The 18036-nt window shown below is 50.7% G+C and carries 14 protein-coding genes; 10 read left to right on the forward strand and 4 right to left on the reverse strand.

Translation table 11 applies throughout. The features are described from left to right. Positions 1 to 55: 55 nt before the first annotated feature. The 3 genes from polB to rluA all read left to right on the forward strand — a co-directional run bounded on the left by polB (position 56) and on the right by rluA (position 6249). On the forward strand, positions 56 to 2416 hold the full coding sequence (polB, locus tag LVQ79_RS08325; RefSeq protein ID WP_232864581.1) for a DNA polymerase II: 2361 nt from the start codon (positions 56 to 58) through the stop codon (positions 2414 to 2416). Between the two features lie 267 nt (positions 2417 to 2683). Beyond that, entirely contained in the window at positions 2684 to 5590 is a 2907-nt protein-coding gene (gene rapA, locus LVQ79_RS08330; protein WP_232864582.1) for an RNA polymerase-associated protein RapA, read from the forward strand. Further along, a complete protein-coding gene (gene rluA, locus LVQ79_RS08335) occupies positions 5590 to 6249 on the forward strand; it encodes a bifunctional tRNA pseudouridine(32) synthase/23S rRNA pseudouridine(746) synthase RluA (RefSeq protein ID WP_232864583.1) in 660 nt (219 codons plus the stop codon). The genes rapA and rluA overlap by 1 nt, the downstream gene beginning before the upstream one ends. A gap of 32 nt (positions 6250 to 6281) precedes the next feature. On the opposite strand, the gene djlA is transcribed toward rluA, so the two are convergent. After that, positions 6282 to 7091, reverse strand: coding sequence for a co-chaperone DjlA (djlA, locus tag LVQ79_RS08340; RefSeq protein WP_151993131.1), 810 nt, complete (start codon positions 7089 to 7091; stop codon positions 6282 to 6284). Positions 7092 to 7274: 183 nt separating this feature from the next. Between djlA and lptD the strand changes: the two genes are divergently transcribed. From lptD to apaH, 6 genes are read left to right on the forward strand one after another with little or no spacing between them, the layout of a single operon-like run. Next, positions 7275 to 9638, forward strand: coding sequence for an LPS assembly protein LptD (gene lptD / locus LVQ79_RS08345; RefSeq protein WP_232864584.1), 2364 nt, complete (start codon positions 7275 to 7277; stop codon positions 9636 to 9638). 53 nt (positions 9639 to 9691) lie between these two features. Continuing rightward, positions 9692 to 10984: a peptidylprolyl isomerase SurA gene (gene surA, locus LVQ79_RS08350; RefSeq protein WP_064513744.1), complete on the forward strand. Its 1293-nt coding sequence runs from the start codon at positions 9692 to 9694 to the stop codon at positions 10982 to 10984. Then, on the forward strand, positions 10977 to 11966 hold the full coding sequence (gene pdxA / locus LVQ79_RS08355; RefSeq protein ID WP_232864585.1) for a 4-hydroxythreonine-4-phosphate dehydrogenase PdxA: 990 nt from the start codon (positions 10977 to 10979) through the stop codon (positions 11964 to 11966). Before surA ends, pdxA begins: the two co-directional genes overlap by 8 nt. Further along, positions 11963 to 12790, forward strand: a complete 828-nt coding sequence (gene rsmA / locus LVQ79_RS08360) for a 16S rRNA (adenine(1518)-N(6)/adenine(1519)-N(6))-dimethyltransferase RsmA (protein ID WP_034498450.1) — start codon at positions 11963 to 11965, stop codon at positions 12788 to 12790. Before pdxA ends, rsmA begins: the two co-directional genes overlap by 4 nt. Positions 12791 to 12792: 2 nt before the next feature. Further along, a complete protein-coding gene (gene apaG / locus LVQ79_RS08365; RefSeq protein WP_034459334.1) occupies positions 12793 to 13170 on the forward strand; it encodes a Co2+/Mg2+ efflux facilitator ApaG/CorD in 378 nt (125 codons plus the stop codon). Positions 13171 to 13174: 4 nt separating this feature from the next. Then, on the forward strand, positions 13175 to 14026 hold the full coding sequence (gene apaH / locus LVQ79_RS08370; RefSeq protein ID WP_232864586.1) for a bis(5'-nucleosyl)-tetraphosphatase (symmetrical) ApaH: 852 nt from the start codon (positions 13175 to 13177) through the stop codon (positions 14024 to 14026). Positions 14027 to 14198: 172 nt separating this feature from the next. Here the strand turns inward: apaH and folA are convergent, their stop codons facing one another. Further along, positions 14199 to 14678, reverse strand: a complete 480-nt coding sequence (gene folA / locus LVQ79_RS08375; RefSeq protein ID WP_120064831.1) for a type 3 dihydrofolate reductase — start codon at positions 14676 to 14678, stop codon at positions 14199 to 14201. 283 nt (positions 14679 to 14961) lie between these two features. Between folA and LVQ79_RS08380 the strand changes: the two genes are divergently transcribed. After that, entirely contained in the window at positions 14962 to 15576 is a 615-nt protein-coding gene (locus LVQ79_RS08380; RefSeq protein ID WP_232864587.1) for a LysE family transporter, read from the forward strand. Positions 15577 to 15630: 54 nt separating this feature from the next. Here the strand turns inward: LVQ79_RS08380 and kefC are convergent, their stop codons facing one another. Both kefC and kefF read right to left on the reverse strand, forming a co-directional pair. Next, positions 15631 to 17487, reverse strand: coding sequence for a glutathione-regulated potassium-efflux system protein KefC (gene kefC / locus LVQ79_RS08385; RefSeq protein ID WP_232864588.1), 1857 nt, complete (start codon positions 17485 to 17487; stop codon positions 15631 to 15633). Continuing rightward, entirely contained in the window at positions 17480 to 18010 is a 531-nt protein-coding gene (gene kefF / locus LVQ79_RS08390) for a glutathione-regulated potassium-efflux system oxidoreductase KefF (RefSeq protein WP_232864589.1), read from the reverse strand. Before kefF ends, kefC begins: the two co-directional genes overlap by 8 nt. Between the last annotated feature and the right edge of the window lie 26 nt (positions 18011 to 18036).

The following is an 18036-nucleotide window of genomic DNA, read 5'->3' on the forward strand; positions in this document are numbered from 1 at the left end:
ACCCCTGACAAAGTGGTCTATAATCAGACCACTTTTTCCTTTATGAGAATGCAGCGTGTCGCAAGCTCGTCAGGGGTTTCTACTTACGCGTCACTGGCGAGATACCCCGCTCGGTACTGAAGTTGAATTTTGGCTGGCAACAGATGATGGCCCGGTAAAAGTGCGCCTGCCGCGCCAGGAATCGGTCGCATTTATCCCACAGTCACAACAAGCCGAAGCCGCACGTTTACTTGAGCGCGAAAGCCAGTATCGGCTCACACCGCTGTCCCTCAAAGATTTCCATCGTCAGCCCGTTTGCGGCCTTTATTGCCGCCAGCATCGCCAGCTTATGCGTATCGAAAAACTGTTGCGCGATGGCGGCATCAGAGTTTACGAAGCCGATATTCGCCCACCAGAGCGCTTTTTGATGGAGCGCTTTATTACCGCCCCGGTGTGGTTTAGCGGTGAGCAGCGCAACAACCTGGTGGTTGAAACAAAGCTAAAACCCGCGCCGGATTACCGCCCACCGTTGAAATGGGTGTCGCTGGATATCGAAACCACTCGCCACGGCGAGCTGTATTGCATCGGCCTGGAAGGTTGCGGGCAGCGTATCGTTTATATGCTTGGCCCGGAAAATGGCGACGCCAGCGGGCTGGATTTTACGCTGGAATATGTCGCCAGCCGTCCTTTACTTATCGAAAAACTCAATAGCTGGTTTGCCAAACACGACCCCGATGTGTTGATTGGCTGGAATGTAGTGCAGTTCGATTTGCGCGTGCTGCAAAAAATGGCCGAGCGCTATCAGGTTCCTCTGCGCCTTGGGCGTGAAAACAGTCTGCTGGAATGGCGCGAGCATGGTTTCAAGCAAGGTGTGTTTTTCGCACAGGCCGCAGGGCGCGTGATTATCGATGGTATCGAAGCACTGCGATCTGCCTTCTGGAATTTCTCCTCATTTTCTCTCGAAACTGTTTCTCAGGAACTACTCGGCGAAGGTAAAGCGATTGATAACCCGTGGCAGCGGATGGACGAAATTGACCGTCGTTTTGCCGAAGATAAGCCGGCACTTGCGAAGTACAATCTTAAAGACTGCGAGCTTGTAACGCGGATTTTCCACAAAACCGAACTAATGCCATTTTTACTTGAGCGGGCAACGGTTAACGGTTTGCCGCTTGACCGCCACGGCGGCTCTGTTGCAGCATTTGGTCATCTGTATATTCCACGCATGCACCGTGCCGGTTATGTTGCTCCAAATCTTGGAGATGTGCCTCCGCAGGCGAGCCCTGGCGGGTATGTCATGGACTCGCGCCCAGGCCTTTATGACTCAGTGTTAGTACTCGATTACAAAAGTCTTTATCCGTCGATTATTCGCACATTTCTTATCGACCCGGTTGGCCTGGTTGAGGGGATGGCGCACCCGGAAGCTGAGCATTCCGTTGATGGTTTTCTTGGCGCGCATTTTTCCAGGAATACGCATTGCCTGCCCGAAATCGTCGGGCAAATCTGGTCTGGTCGCGATGAAGCCAAACGTCATGGCAACAAGCCATTGTCCCAGGCGCTGAAGATCATTATGAATGCGTTTTACGGGGTGTTGGGCACCAGTGCCTGCCGCTTCTTTGATCCTCGCCTTGCCTCGTCGATCACCATGCGTGGGCATCAGATCATGCTACAAACCAGGGAGCTGATTGAATCTCAGGGCTACGACGTGATTTACGGCGATACGGATTCCACGTTTGTCTGGCTGAAAAAAGCCCGCTCAGAAGAAGATGCGGCGCGTATCGGCCAGCAATTAGTGAATCACGTTAATGCGTGGTGGAAAGCGCATCTGCAAGAAACCCAGCAGCTAGACAGTAAACTTGAACTGGAATACGAGTCCCACTTTTGCCGCTTCCTGATGCCAACCATTCGTGGCACGGTTGAAGGTTCCAAAAAACGCTACGCAGGAATGATTCAGGAACATGACAAGCAGCGCATGGTGTTCAAAGGACTGGAAACCGTGCGTACTGACTGGACGCCGCTGGCCCAGGAGTTCCAGAAAACACTTTATTTGCGCGTGTTCCGTAACGAGCCATATCAGGATTATATCCGTGAAACTATCGCCAGTTTGATGGCCGGTGAGCTTGATGAGCAGTTAATTTACCGTAAACGTCTGCGCCGGCCGTTAAGCGAATATCAAAAAAATGTGCCGCCACATGTCCGTGCCGCTCGGCTCGCTGATGAGCATAATCAACGGCTTGGGCGTGCGCCTCAATATCAGAACCGTGGGACCATTAAGTATGTGATTACAACCAACGGCCCTGAACCCGTGGATTACCAGGAATCCCCCCTGGACTATGATCATTACCTGACCCGCCAGCTTCAGCCCGTCGCTGAAGGAATTTTACCTTTCCTCGAGGATGACTTTGCTACACTGATGACAGGGCAGTTAGGGTTATTTTGAGAAACTCTAAATAATTCAAAGTGCAACCAGGCGGCAAGGGAACGAATCCCCTGGAGCTTACTAGAGTAAGTGACTGGGGTGAGTGAGTGCAGTCAACGCAGTTGCAATTTGAAGTATGACGAGTTGGTGACGAATGCGTTTGCTTCCAGTACCATAGCGCCCTCCTGAATCATCCTTAAATCTACTTTTGAACTACCGCCCCCTTTGCGCGCGGTCGTTTTACTATTGCCTGCAAATCTTAGTAACTGATAATAGAGCCGAAATCTTATGCCTTTTACACTTGGTCAACGTTGGATCAGCGATACCGAAAGCGAACTGGGACTGGGAACCGTGGTCGCTTTAGACACACGTATGGTAACCCTGCTCTACCCTGCCACCGGTGAAAATCGACTGTACGCCAGAAATGACTCACCTATCACACGCGTGATGTTTAACCCGGGTGATACCGTCACCAGCCATGAAGGTTGGCAACTCAAAGTTGATGAAGTTAAAGAAGAAAACGGCTTACTTGCCTACATCGGTACGCGCCTGGATACAGAAGAAGCCGGTACCATGCTGCGCGAAGTGTTCCTCGACAGCAAACTGGTGTTCAGCAAGCCGCAAGACCGTCTTTTTGCCGGGCAAATTGACAGAATGGACCGCTTCGCCCTGCGTTACCGTTCCCGCGTTTACCAAAGCGAGCAGTATCGCCAACCCTGGAGCGGCTTGCGCGGCATGCGCACCAGCCTGATCCCACACCAGCTAAACATTGCCCACGATGTAGGTCGTCGTCATGCGCCACGCGTATTGCTGGCTGACGAAGTCGGTTTAGGGAAAACGATTGAAGCCGGGATGATTTTGCACCAGCAGTTGCTGGCTGGCAGCGCTGAACGCGTATTGATCGTGGTGCCGGAAACCCTGCAACACCAGTGGCTGGTTGAAATGCTCCGCCGCTTTAATCTGCGTTTTGCTCTCTTTGATGATGAGCGTTATGCCGAAGCCCAGCACGACAGCGATAACCCATTCGAAACAGAACAACTGGTTATCTGTTCGCTTGATTTCGTGCGCCGCAGTAAGCAACGCCTTGAGCATCTTTGTGATGCCGAGTGGGATTTGATGGTGGTCGATGAAGCCCACCATTTGGTGTGGAGCGAAAATGCCCCAAGCCGTGAATATCAGGCCATTGAACAACTGGCAGAACATATTCCAGGTATTTTGCTATTAACCGCAACGCCTGAGCAGTTGGGCCTGGAAAGCCACTTCGCCCGTCTGCGTTTACTGGACCCGAGCCGCTTCCACGATTTCGAGCAATTTGTTGAAGAGCAGCAACACTACCGCCCGGTGGCCGATGCCGTTGCGCTGCTGCTGGCAGGCAATCACTTGACCAACGATCAGCTCAATATGCTGAGTGAATTGATTGGCGAGCAGGATATCGAGCCTCTGTTGCAAACCGCGAACAGTGACCGTGAAGGTAGTGATGCGGCGCGCAAGGAGCTGATTTCCATGCTGATGGACCGCCATGGCACCAGCCGTGTGTTGTTCCGTAACACCCGTAATGGCGTTAAAGGTTTCCCGAAACGCGAAATGCATACCATTCGTTTGCCACTGCCGCTGCAGTATCAAACCGCGATTAAAGTGTCCGGCATAATGGCCGCACGTAAATCCGTGGAAGAGCGTGCACGCGACATGCTCTACCCGGAGCAGATTTATCAGGAATTTGAAGGTGATAGCGGCACGTGGTGGAACTTCGACCCGCGTGTCGAATGGCTGATGGGTTACCTGACAAGCCACCGCTCTCAGAAGGTGCTGGTGATTTGTGCCAAAGCCGCGACAGCATTACAGCTCGAACAAGTTCTGCGTGAGCGCGAAGGTATTCGTGCCGCAGTATTCCATGAAGGCATGTCCATCATCGAGCGTGACCGTGCAGCCGCATGGTTTGCCGAAGAAGACACCGGCGCTCAAGTACTGCTGTGTTCCGAGATTGGTTCCGAAGGCCGTAACTTCCAGTTCGCAAGCCAGTTGGTGATGTTCGATCTGCCGTTTAACCCGGACCTGCTGGAGCAGCGTATTGGCCGTCTGGACCGTATCGGCCAGGCGCACGATATCCAGGTTCACGTTCCTTACCTTGAGAAAACTGCGCAATCAGTACTGGTGAAGTGGTTCCACGAAGGTCTGGATGCATTCGAACACACTTGCCCTACCGGCCGCACAATTTACGACAGCGTTTATCCGCAACTGATTCAGTATTTAGCAGCTCCTGAAAATACCGACGGTTTCGATGCGCTTATCAAGCAATGCCGTGAACAGCATGATGCGCTGAAGATTCAGTTGGAACAGGGCCGTGACCGCCTGTTGGAAATTCACTCTAACGGCGGTGAGAAATCACAAGCGTTAGCAGCGTCTATTTCCGAGCAGGATAACGACACCAATCTGGTGAGTTTTGCTCTCAACTTGTTCGACATCGTCGGTATTAATCAGGATGACCGCGGCGACAACATGGTGGTGCTGACCCCTGGCGATCACATGCTGGTGCCTGATTTTCCGGGACTTCCGGAAGACGGTTGCACGATTACCTTTGAGCGTGAAGTGGCCCTGTCGCGTGAAGATGCGCAGTTTGTGACATGGGAACACCCGATCATCCGTAATGGTCTGGATCTGATTCTGTCTGGCGATACTGGTAGCTGTGCGCTCTCTTTGTTGAAAAACAAAGCGCTGCCTGTGGGGACATTATTGCTGGAGCTGATTTATGTTGTTGAGGCAAAAGCGCCGAAGCAATTGCAGCTCAACCGCTTCCTGCCGCCAACGCCAGTGCGTATGTTGGTGGACAAAAATGGCACCAACCTTGCCGCTCAGGTTGAGTTTGAAAGCTTTAACCGCCAGCTCAGCACGGTGAATCGTCACACTGGTAGCAAATTGGTGAATGCAGTTCAGCAAGATGTTCACGCTATTTTGCAATTGGCAGAAGAGAAAGTGGAAGCTGCAGCGCAAGTGTTGATCAAAGCTGCTCGTGAAGAAGCTGATGAGAAACTGAGTTCCGAGCTCTCCCGTCTGGAAGCACTAAAAGCGGTGAACCCAAACATCCGTGATGATGAACTCGAAGCAATCGAAAGCAACCGTCAGCAAGTTTTGGAAAGCCTCGCGCAAGCTAACTGGCGTCTTGATGCTTTACGTCTGATTGTGGTGACACACCAATAATGTTAATGGAACCCTATAACCCGCCCATCGATCCCTGGCTGGTCATCCTTTATCAAGATGACCACATCATGGTGGTCAATAAGCCTTCGGGCTTGTTGTCGGTACCGGGCCGTCTGGATGAGCATAAAGACAGCGTGATGACGCGCATTCAGCGTGACTTCCCGCAGGCAGAATCGGTGCATCGTCTGGATATGGCGACCAGCGGCGTGATTGCCGTGGCGCTGACGAAAGCGGCAGAGCGCGAGCTGAAACGCCAGTTTCGTGAACGTGAGCCGAAGAAGCAGTACGTGGCGCGGGTTTGGGGCCATCCACAGCCGGAAGAAGGCCTGGTGGATTTACCGCTAATTTGTGACTGGCCGAACCGGCCAAAGCAGAAAGTGTGTTATGAAACCGGAAAAGCGGCGCAGACGGAATATCAGGTTCTGGATTATGCAGCGGATAACACGGCTCGAGTGCTGTTAAAACCGATTACCGGACGCTCACATCAGTTACGCGTTCATATGCTGGCATTGGGTCATCCCATTCTTGGCGATCGCTTCTACGCTACACCGGAAGCACTGGCAATGGCTCCGCGTTTACAGCTTCATGCTGAAATGCTGACCATTACCCATCCCGAGTATGGAACACCCATGACGTTCCGCGCGCCGGCAGACTTCTAAAAAAAAGCCTCTCAACCTGAGAGGCTTTTCAATTACTTAAATCCTTTCGCCGTCTTAATCAGATCGTACGCTTTCTGGATTTCCTGCGCTTTCTGCTTGGCCATCTCCATCATCTCTGGTGGTAAACCTTTAGCAACCAGCTTATCAGGGTGATGCTCGCTCATTAATTTGCGATATGCACGCTTAATGGCAGTCGCATCATCAGTGCTTTTAACACCGAGTACATTGCATGCATCTTCGAGTGTCGGACCACGCTGTTGCTGGAAACCACCGCCTTGCGACTGGTTGTATCCACCACCAAATTGCTGCCCGCCTTCCATCATACGTAAGAACTGATCGAACTGAATGCGTGAAATGCCAAGCTCTTCTGCAATAACGTACAACACTTCCCGTTCGTTAGGGTGCAAAGAGCCATCAGCAAACGCCGCCTGGATTTGAATTTCAAGAAACATCCGAATCAGGTCAAAGCGGCCAAAGCATACGCTGCGTAACTGACGCATTTTTTCACGTAGCGGGTAGCCATTTTCTTTGCCAACACGAAACGCATGTTGTGCTGCACTACGCGCATCACCATGTAATTGCATGCGATCCATTAATAGCGAGGCTATTTGGATGTCTGCTTCTGTGACGCGCCCTTTTGACTTAGTCAGGTGGCCCATCACTTCAAATGTGGTGCTAAAAAACAGTGACTGACGCTGTTGTTGGTTAGAAAACCAGGACTGACGACGGCTACGCACCTTATCGATGGCATGGCCAATCAGCAATCCTAAAACCACACCCCAGAAGCCACCACCCATAATTAGTGCTATTGCGACACCGAGTACTTTTCCCCAATACTGCATATACTCCCCAAATCGTCATGCCGTCGGCTAGAATTTGCTTTATCATACCCGTCATTGATAGCGGTGCCTAACGGCACTCTGCTGAACGGGAAGGATTAACACTAGCGCTGTGGTGATGAGTAAGTTAGTCTCTGACCGTTTGCCGACGCTAAGCCATTGATGATGGAACAACGAATAACACGTATGAAAAAACGTATTCCCACCTTGCTGGCCACCTTGATTGGCGCAGCGCTGTATAGTCAACAAGGTATGGCTGCCGATCTTGCGTCGCAGTGTATGCTTGGTATCCCAAGTTACAATCGCCCTTTAATTCAGGGAGATACCAACAACCTACCCGTTACTATAAATGCCGATCACGCAAAAGGAAATTATCCTGATGATGCGGTGTTTACTGGCAATGTTGATATTCAGCAAGGCAATAGCCGCCTACAGTCTGATGAAGTGTTGCTACACCAAAAACAGGTTGAAGGTCAGCCGGACCCTGTCCGCACGGTCGATGCTGTCGGCAACGTACACTACGATGATAATCAGGTTATTCTTAAAGGGCCAAAAGCCTGGTCAAACCTGAACACCAAAGATACCAACGTCTGGGAAGGTGACTACCAAATGGTAGACCGCCAGGGGCGAGGTACTGCCGATCTGATGAAACAGCGCGGCAATAATCGCTACACCATTCTGGAAAATGGCACATTTACTTCTTGTTTGCCGGGTTCTAATACCTGGAGCGTTGTGGGAAGTGAAGTCATTCAGGACCGTGAAGAAGAAGTCGCGGAAATCTGGAATGCCCGTTTTAAACTGGGCCCGGTTCCGGTCTTCTATAGCCCTTATTTGCAGTTGCCAATTGGTGATAAACGTCGTTCCGGCTTCCTGATCCCAAATGCGAAGTACAGTACCAATAATGGCCTTGAGTTTTCTCTGCCGTATTACTGGAACATCGCACCAAACTTTGATGCCACAATCACTCCACACTATATGGAGCAACGTGGTACTCAATGGCAGAATGAATTCCGTTACTTGACCAAAGCTGGTGCGGGTATTATGGAATTCGACTACCTGCTGTCTGATGAGGAATACAAAGACGATACCGCGAAGAACCCAGAAGGGGATGAGCGTCGCTGGTTGTTCTACTGGAATCACAGCGGTGTGATGGATCAGGTGTGGCGTTTTAATATCGACTACACCAAAGTCAGCGATCCTAGCTACTTCAACGACTTTACTTCGCAATATGGTTCCAGTACTGACGGTTACGCCACGCAGAAATTTAGTATTGGTTATGCCGTCGAAAACTTCGACGCCACCCTTGCGACAAAACAGTTCCAGATATTTGAGTCTCAACAAAATAGTGGTGCAAATTCATATAGCGCTCAGCCGCAGTTGGATATGAATTACTATCGAAACGACGTTGGACCTTTTGATACGCGTATCTATGGTCAGGCAGTTAAGTTTACTAACTTTAATAACAACATGCCGGAAGCTACACGCTTGCATGTTGAGCCAACCATTAGCCTACCGTTATCCAATGGTTGGGCGAGCCTGAATACCGAAGCCAAGCTGATGGCAACACACTATCAGCAGGATAACCTCGAAAAATACGAAAAAAACGTAAATAAAAACAGTAAATTAGAATCCTCGGTTAACCGTACCCTGCCTCAATTCAAAATGGACGGGAAGCTGATTTTCGACCGTGATATGGACTCTGCTGCAGGATGGGCGCAAACCCTTGAGCCACGCGTACAGTATCTGTATGTGCCGTATCGTGACCAAAGTAACATCAACAACTATGATTCTGCGCTGTTGCAATCTGACTACTCAGGCTTATTCCGTGATCGTACTTACGGCGGCCTTGACCGTATAGCTTCAGCCAACCAGGTCACCACGGGGGTTACAACTCGTGTTTATGATGACGCAGCGGTTGAACGTTTTAATGTTTCTGTTGGTCAAATCTACTACTTCACCGAGTCTCGTACTGGTGATGAAACGATTAACAGTGAAAAAGGTGACGAAACAGGTTCTGTGGTATGGGCTGGTGATACCTATTGGCGCATGACTGACCGCTGGGGCTTACGCGGTGGCGTACAGTACGATACACGCCTTGATAATATTGCGACCGGTAACGGCGTTATCGAATATCGTAAAGATAACGATCGCCTGGTACAATTTAACTACCGTTACGCAAGCCCTGAATACATCGGTGCTACTGTTTCTAAAATCGACATCAATAAAGACCAGTACAAAGATGGCATCTCACAAGTTGGGATGACAGCGAGCTGGCCTATCGTTGATCGCTGGTCTGTTGTTGGAGCGTATTACTACGATACCAATGCACAACAAGCGGCTGATTCCATGTTAGCCGTGCAGTACAACTCTTGCTGTTATGCGATTCGTTTAGGTTATGAGCGCAAAATTAACGGTTGGGAAGATAACCAAAGCAAATACGACAACGTAATTGGCTTTAACATCGAGTTACGTGGCCTGAGTTCCAACTACGGCCTGGGCACACAGCAGATGTTGCGTTCAAACATTCTGCCGTATCAGAGCTCGATGTAATTCACTTTGACTTGAATTAGCAGTCCGCTTTGCGGCTAAGAAATGGAAAAAGTATGAAGAATTGGAGAACGCTGCTTCTCGGTGTCGTCCTGGTGGCGAACACCTCTTTCGCGGCCCCACAAGTGGTCGATAAAGTTGCAGCCGTAGTGAATAACGGTGTGGTACTGGAAAGTGACGTTGACGGCATGATGCAGTCAGTGAAGAGCGGCGCCCAACAGGCCGGGCAACAGCTTCCTGACGACAACACTCTGCGTCATCAAATTCTGGAACGTCTGATCATGGACCAGATCATGCTGCAGATGGGTCAGAAAATGGGCGTTAAAGTGACGGATGAGCAGCTTGATAAAGCCATTGCTGATATCGCCGCTCAGAACAAAATGAACATGGACCAGATGCGTAGTCGTCTGGCCTATGACGGCGTTAATTACAATTCTTACCGTGCTCAGATCCGCAAAGAGATGACCATTTCGGAAGTGCGTAATAGCGAAGTTCGTCGTCGCGTATCTATACTGCCGCAGGAAGTTGATTCCCTCGCGCAGCAGGTGGGTAGCCAAAACGATAGCAGCACCGAACTTAACCTGAGCCACATCCTGATTCCATTGCCGGAAAACCCTACGTCTACTCAGGTAGACGATGCGGAAAAGCAAGCGCGTGACATCGTTTCACAAGCGCAAAATGGTGGTGATTTCGGCAAACTGGCAATCACCTACTCTGCTGACCAGCAAGCACTGAAAGGTGGTCAAATGGGTTGGGGCCGTATCCAGGAACTGCCAACTATTTTCGCTCAGGCATTAGGGACGGCGAAAAAAGGTGATGTAATCGGTCCGATTCGTTCAGGTGTTGGTTTCCATATCCTGAAAGTGAACGATCTGCGTGGCCAGAGCCAGAGCATTTCTGTGACTGAAGTTCATGCACGTCATATCTTACTGAAATCATCGCCAATCATGAGTGACGACCAGGCTCGAGCTAAGTTAAACCAGATTGCAGCTGATATTAAGAGTGGAAAAACGACCTTCGCTGCGGCAGCAAAATCGTTCTCTGAAGATCCAGGTTCAGCAAACCAGGGCGGTGACTTGGGTTGGGCTGCTACTGATATCTACGATCCTGCCTTCCGTGATGCACTGTCGAAAATGCATAAAGGTGAGCTGAGCGCACCGGTTCACTCCTCTTTCGGCTGGCACTTGATCGAACTTATGGATACTCGTAGCGTTGATAAGACTGATGCTGCGCAGAAAGACCGCGCGTATCGCATGCTGTTCAACCGTAAGTTCTCTGAAGAAGCACAGACCTGGATGCAAGAACAACGCGCATCTGCTTATGTGAAAGTCATAGGTAGCAATGGCTAATATCCAACGTGTAGTCATCACTCCCGGCGAACCAGCCGGGATTGGTCCTGATCTGGTCATCGCGCTGGCACAGCGCGACTGGCCTGTCGAAGTGGTTGTCGCAGCGTCTCCCGAATTACTCCTGGAACGTGCAGCTCTTCTCGGTCTTCCTCTTCAGCTCATTCCTTACTCGCCTGACGCTCCTGCAAGCCCGCAAACTGCCGGAACACTCACCATACTGCCCATAGCCCTACGAGCCCCCGTCAAACCGGGGTTGCTTGATGTGAAGAACGGTAAGTATGTGGTGGATATGCTGGCTCGGGCATGTGATGGTTGTATCAAGGGTGAATTTGCAGCACTGATCACCGGGCCGGTACATAAAGGCATCATTAACGATGCTGGTATTCCCTTTATCGGGCATACCGAGTTTTTCGAAGAGCGATCGCACAGCGAAAAAGTCGTGATGATGCTGGCGACCGAAGAACTTCGCGTTGCGCTGGTGACGACACATCTGCCGCTTAAAGCCATTAGTGATGCGATAACGCCAGAATTATTACGCCAGATAATCACCATCCTGTATCATGACCTGCAAACCAAGTTTGGTATCGCGCAGCCACATGTACTGGTTTGTGGCCTCAACCCCCATGCCGGGGAAGGTGGCCACATGGGTACTGAAGAAATTGATACCATCATTCCAGTACTGAATGAAATGCGTGGTCTTGGAATGAAGCTTTCTGGCCCGCTACCGGCAGATACGCTGTTTCAGCCTAAGTATCTCGATAACGCCGATGCAGTGTTGGCGATGTACCACGACCAGGGCTTACCTGTACTCAAATATCAGGGCTTTGGTCGGGCGGTAAATATCACTCTAGGCTTACCTTTTATCCGCACTTCGGTTGACCATGGCACCGCGCTAGATCTAGCCGGTCAGGGGAAAGCCGAGGTCGGCAGTTTTATTACGGCGCTTAATCTCGCCATCAAGATGATTGCTAATACTCAATGAATACTCGTGTCCACCAGGGCCATTTAGCCCGTAAACGTTTTGGACAAAACTTCCTTAATGACCAGTTCGTTATCGACAGTATTGTCTCTGCTATTAATCCACTGAAAGGCCAGGCGATGGTTGAAATCGGCCCCGGCCTTGGCGCATTAACCGAGCCCGTGGGTGAACGCCTGGATGAAATGACCGTCATCGAACTGGACCGCGATCTTGCAGCTCGCCTGCAAACGCATCCATTCCTGGCACCGAAGCTGACGATTTATCAGCAAGATGCCATGACAATGGATTTTGGAGAGCTGTCGCAAAAAATCGGTCAGCCGTTGCGCGTTTTTGGCAACCTGCCGTATAACATCTCCACGCCATTGATGTTCCATCTCTTTAGCTATACTGATGCCATTGCTGACATGCACTTTATGCTGCAAAAAGAGGTGGTAAACCGTTTAGTTGCTGGCCCTAACTGTAAAGCGTATGGTCGTTTATCAGTCATGGCGCAGTATTATTGCAATGTGATCCCAGTACTTGAAGTGCCACCAACGGCCTTCACACCGGCACCGAAAGTTGACTCTGCCGTTGTGCGCCTGGTACCACATGCAGTAATACCGAACCCAGTTAAAGAGCTGCGTGTGTTAAGCCGCATCACCACTGAAGCCTTTAACAAGCGTCGCAAAACGATTCGTAACAGCCTTGGCCATCTGTTTAGCCCAGAGGTGATGGCGGAGCTGGGAATCGACGCAACCCTACGCGCTGAGAACATCTCAGTCGCACAGTATTGCCAACTGGCAAACTATTTGGCTGAGCACCCACAGCAGCAGCCAAAGGAGAGTTAACGATGTTGAATTCGCCCCGCGTATGCATTCAGGTACAAAGCGTTTATATCGAAGCGCAGTCCTCTCCGGAAAACGAACGTTTCGTCTTTGCTTACACTGTAACCATCCGCAACCTGGGGCGAACACCGGTTCAATTGCTTGGTCGTTACTGGCTTATCACCAATGGAAACGGCCATGAAACTGAAGTTCAGGGTGAGGGCGTGATTGGCGTCCAGCCGCATATTGAACCGGGCAACGAATATAGCTACACAAGCGGTGCAGTACTTGAAACACCGCTTGGCACCATGCAAGGCCATTACGAAATGGTCGACTCTCAGGGCGATGCTTTCCGTGTCGCTATTCCCGTATTCCGTCTGGCTATCCCAGCCTTTATTCACTGATACGATGTCTACATACCTGATTGGCGATGTTCATGGTTGTTACGATGAACTGGTAGCCCTGCTGCAACAGGTTGAGTTTACGCCTGACAAAGATATTTTATGGCTTACGGGCGATCTCGTCGCGCGTGGACCCGGCTCGCTTGAAGTTTTGCGTTTTGTGCGCGGGCTTGGTGAAAGTGCTCGCATCGTTCTCGGTAATCACGATCTGCATCTTCTGGCAGTTTATGCAGGCATTAGCCGCAATAAACCCAAAGATCGCGTTTCCCAATTGCTGGAAGCGCCAGATGCCGACGAACTGCTGAACTGGTTACGTCGCCAACCTCTGATACAGGTTGATGAAGAGAAAAAACTGGTGATGGCACATGCCGGGATTACGCCGCAGTGGGATTTGAATACTGCAATGGCCTGCGCGCGTGATGTTGAAGCCGTGCTTTCAAGCGACAGCTATCCGTTATTCCTCGATGCGATGTATGGCGATATGCCTAACAACTGGTCGCCTGAACTTTCTGGGCTCGCTCGTCTGCGCTTTATTACCAATTCGCTGACCCGCATGCGTTATTGCTTCCCTAATGGGCAACTGGATATGTACTGCAAAGACACACCAGAAAGCGCGCCTGCGCCGCTCAAACCGTGGTTTGCTATTTCAGGGCCGGTTACCGATGAATACTCAGTTATCTTCGGACATTGGGCATCACTGGAAGGTAAAGGCACACCAGAAGGGATTTACGGGCTGGATACAGGATGTTGCTGGGGCGGTGAGCTAACTTGCCTACGCTGGGAAGATAAAACATATTTCACCCAGCCCTCGAATCGCCAGCAGGATGTTGGCGGTGGTGAAACGGCTATTGCTTCGTAATAAAAAACCCGGTTATATCCGTCATAATTCAAGTTGCATGAGCGTTGGCTGCTCTTGTTCACCCCAGTCACTTACGTTAGTAAGCTCCTGGGGATTCACTCCTTTGCCGCCTTCCTGCAACTCGAATTATTTTGGATATACTAGCTAACCGGTTTTTTCATTCTTCAACGCCTTAACGACGCTCCAGAACCTCAAAACAATAACCGTGTGAGTTATTCTCATCGGCATCATGGAATTCACTAAACGTTGACTGCCACTCGTCCGGATCGTAATCCGGGAAGTGCGTGTCGCCTTCCACTTCCGCATCAATGTGCGTCAGATACAGGCGCTGAGCTTTTGGCAGGAATTGTTCGTAAATACGACCGCCGCCAATCACCATAATCTCTTCCGCATCGCCACAGGCTTTAATCGCGTCTTCGATGGATGATACCCACTCAACGCGGTCATCGGTGCCGGGCTTGCTGCTAATAACGATGTTCTTGCGACCTGGCAGCGGACGACCGATGGATTCCCAGGTCAAACGCCCCATCACGACAGGTTTATTCAACGTATTACGTTTAAACCAGGCCAGATCGGCAGGTATTTCCCAGGGCATGGCGTTTTCCATGCCAATTACACGATCTACCGCTAATGCAGCAATCAGACTGATCATTCTATTAACCCAAGGGTGGTGAAAAAATTGCCGCCACTATACGGAAAGCGCATTCTTTCGTCGACTATCCGCAAGCATGTCCGTGAGAATATTTTTGTTCTGCGACTGTAAACCCGTAACGTATTGCTTCCTGTTATAGCAGGAACAACGAGTTAGCGTAAAAGTGTCAGAAGCATTGTAAAAGATGACGTAAAAAATACTTAACCGCTCTCCGTCACCCTCTATAAGTTTATGCAATAGCTGCGGTATAGTTCACGTTTCTTTGACTGCACCGGATTAAACCATGTTAGAAACCACGCTTTTCGTCGCCACCATTGCCACTTTGGGAATGCTATCTCCCGGGCCTGATTTCTTTCTGGTGATTAAGAACGCAGCACGCTATTCACGTACTGCGGCAATGATGACTTCGCTGGGTGTCATCAGCGGCGTGGCAACTCACATGACTTATTGTGTTGCGGGTTTAGCCGTGGTTATTACCACCACGCCATGGTTATTCGACCTGTTGAAATATGCCGGGGCCGCTTATCTGATCTGGATTGGTTTACATGCACTATTTGCTCGCGGCAGCAGTAAAATGGATGTCAGCAACGTTGAGCGCCAACAAACAACACTTAAGAAAGCATTCTTACAGGGCTATTTGTGCAACCTGCTGAACCCAAAAGCGACCCTATTCTTCCTTTCTGTTTTCACCCAGGTACTGAGCGTGAATTCAGGGACCATGGAAAAACTTTGGTATGCCGGAGTTATCCTGATGCTATCCGTGGTCTGGTGGCCTCTGTTGGTTGTGTTAATCCAAAGCGAGCCTGTTCGTCGCGGCCTGGCTAAAGCACAGAAAATTGTCGATAAACTGCTGGGCGGCATGTTGATTGCGCTGGGGATTAAAGTGGCTTTGAGCTGACTTTTACTCAAACCAATAGATTTTAAAAAGCTCCCAAATTCGGGAGCTTTTTCGTTATTCCGGTTTCACTGGCGGCTCATCAGCCAGTTTCCCCGAATGAAGCCCTTCTTCCGTCCCCTGCCAGCCGTGGCGCTGAATCACATTCAGATGAGTACGATCTTCGTTAATCACCTCAGTCAGCATGGCACTGGTGCGCTTGAGCACATCGGCTCGCGCTGACCAGTCTGGAGCCGGAACCATCTCTTCAACCATCTGCGTATTAAAACGTCGGAAGTGATCGGCTCGCTCACGTGCTTCGTAGCTGCCAACGCCCAGACCTTCCAGTGCCCGACGCCCCACTTTTAGTGCACCTTCAAATGTTTCACGCTCTGGTTGTTCAACACCCAACTGGCGCAGGCGAATGAAGTGGTCAAGATCGCGTGCTCGCGCAATCACTTTCAAATGTGGGAAGTGCTCCTGCACCAACTCTGCTAACTGCATGTTGGCATCAGGATCGTCGATAGCATTGATCAGCACTTCAGCTTTAGCAGCCCCGGCGGACTCCAGTAAATCCACGCGTGTTGCATCACCATAAAAGACTTTGGTGCCGAACTTACGCAACGTTTCAATGTGGTCTGGGTCGTGGTCAAGAACCACCATTTTTACCCCACTGGTGAGTAACAAACGGCCGGCAATCTGCCCGAAACGACCGAAACCTGCGATAATCACTCGCGGCTGTTCTTCATCGATTTCATCCGCTTCTCGCGCCTGCTCTTTACCCGATTTCTCCAGACGGTTGAGTAATACCAGCAGTAGCGGCGTTGCCGCCATTGATAGTGCAACAGCCAGGGTCAGCGATTTCGCCCAACTGTCATCTAACACCTCAGCCATTCTTGCTGTACCAAAAATCACGAAAGCAAATTCACTACCTTGCCCCAGCAAAACAGCAAACCAGCGCCGTTGCTTGCGCGGCACATTCAGCGGTTTTGCCACAATCCAGAGCGTAATGATTTTGATCGCCAGGAATCCGAACAGCAGCGCAATAATCCGCAGTGGATTCTCAAGCAGCGTGCCGAAGTCTATCGACATGCCCACACCGATAAAGAACAGCCCGAGCAGCAAACCTTTGAACGGTTCGATATCACTTTCCAGCGCATGGCGATACTCAGAACTTGCCAGTAACACACCGGCAAGAAACGCTCCCATCGCCATCGAAAGCCCTGCTTCTTCAAGCAATAAGCCAAAACCAAACACCATAAACAATGCCATGGCGCTGAAGACTTCACGCAGGCCGGAACGCGCAACGAACCGCAGCAACGGGCGCGTCACATAGCGGCCAAGCAATACAACGATGGCCAATGCACCAACCACTTTCAGAGCTGAAATGGAAAACGCAGCCAGGGTAGTAGTCGCACCGCTACTGGCTAATAACGGGATCATTGCTACCAGCGGGATCGCAGCGATATCCTGGAATAACAGCACGGCGAACGCGCTGCGCCCCATTTGCGAAACCGTCAGGTTGCGCTCGTTCATGGCTTGCATAGCGATGGCGGTAGAAGAGAGCGCCAGCGTAAGGCCGATCAAAACGGCTACCTGCCAACGCAGCCCTAAGAACATGCAGAACAAACCAAGCAGCAAACCGCACGCCACCATTTGCAGCGCACCGCCACCAAACACCGAAGCGCGTAGCGTCCACAAGCGACGAGGGTCAAGCTCGAGACCAATCACAAATAACATCAACACCACGCCGATCTCCGCAAAATGCAGAATAGTTTCGGCATCGGTAACCAGACGTAATCCCCACGGGCCGATAATGCACCCGGCAATCAGGTAGCCAAGCACCGAACCTAATCCAAGCCGCACGGCAATGGGCACAATGATCGCGGCGGAGCCGAGATAAATCAGCGCCTGAATCATGCTGTGACTATCCATGGTTCGCCTCCCGCCAGTCGAGCAACCGTTGTTTATATTGCCCGGCCTGTACTTCGAGCGTGTTCTCATCGCAAACGAAAGTGAAATGAACGGTGAAATGCGGTAGCCAGTTCATACCACAGTAAAGGGCAGTCGCCTGCAATGGTTGTCCAAGCACATCAAAGCCTGGGTGGTCACCCAGATTAAAGTGGTTATCACCACCACCAGTAGTAACCGCCCACATGACGTTTTTTCCGTGTAGTGCCCTACCGCCACGCCCGTATGCCCAGCCGTGGGCAAGGACTTTGTCGATCCACAGTTTCATCAATGGCGGAGTGCTGTACCACTGCATTGGGTGCTGCCAGATAACCAAATCTGCGCGGCTTAATGCTTCCTGCTCGGCGGCAATATCAATATTGAAATCAGGGTATAACTCATAGAGGGAGCGCACTTCTACATCAGGCAAAAGCGAGGCTTGCTCAAGCATTTTTCGGTTTGCGTGAGAGTGTTGCGGGTAAGGATGTGCATAAATAATTAAAATCATCAATTAGCCTGTTGTTTTACCGCATT

The sequence above is a fragment of the Buttiauxella cochleicola genome (assembly GCF_021282405.1).
Taxonomy (GTDB): Bacteria; Pseudomonadota; Gammaproteobacteria; order Enterobacterales; family Enterobacteriaceae; genus Buttiauxella; species Buttiauxella massiliensis.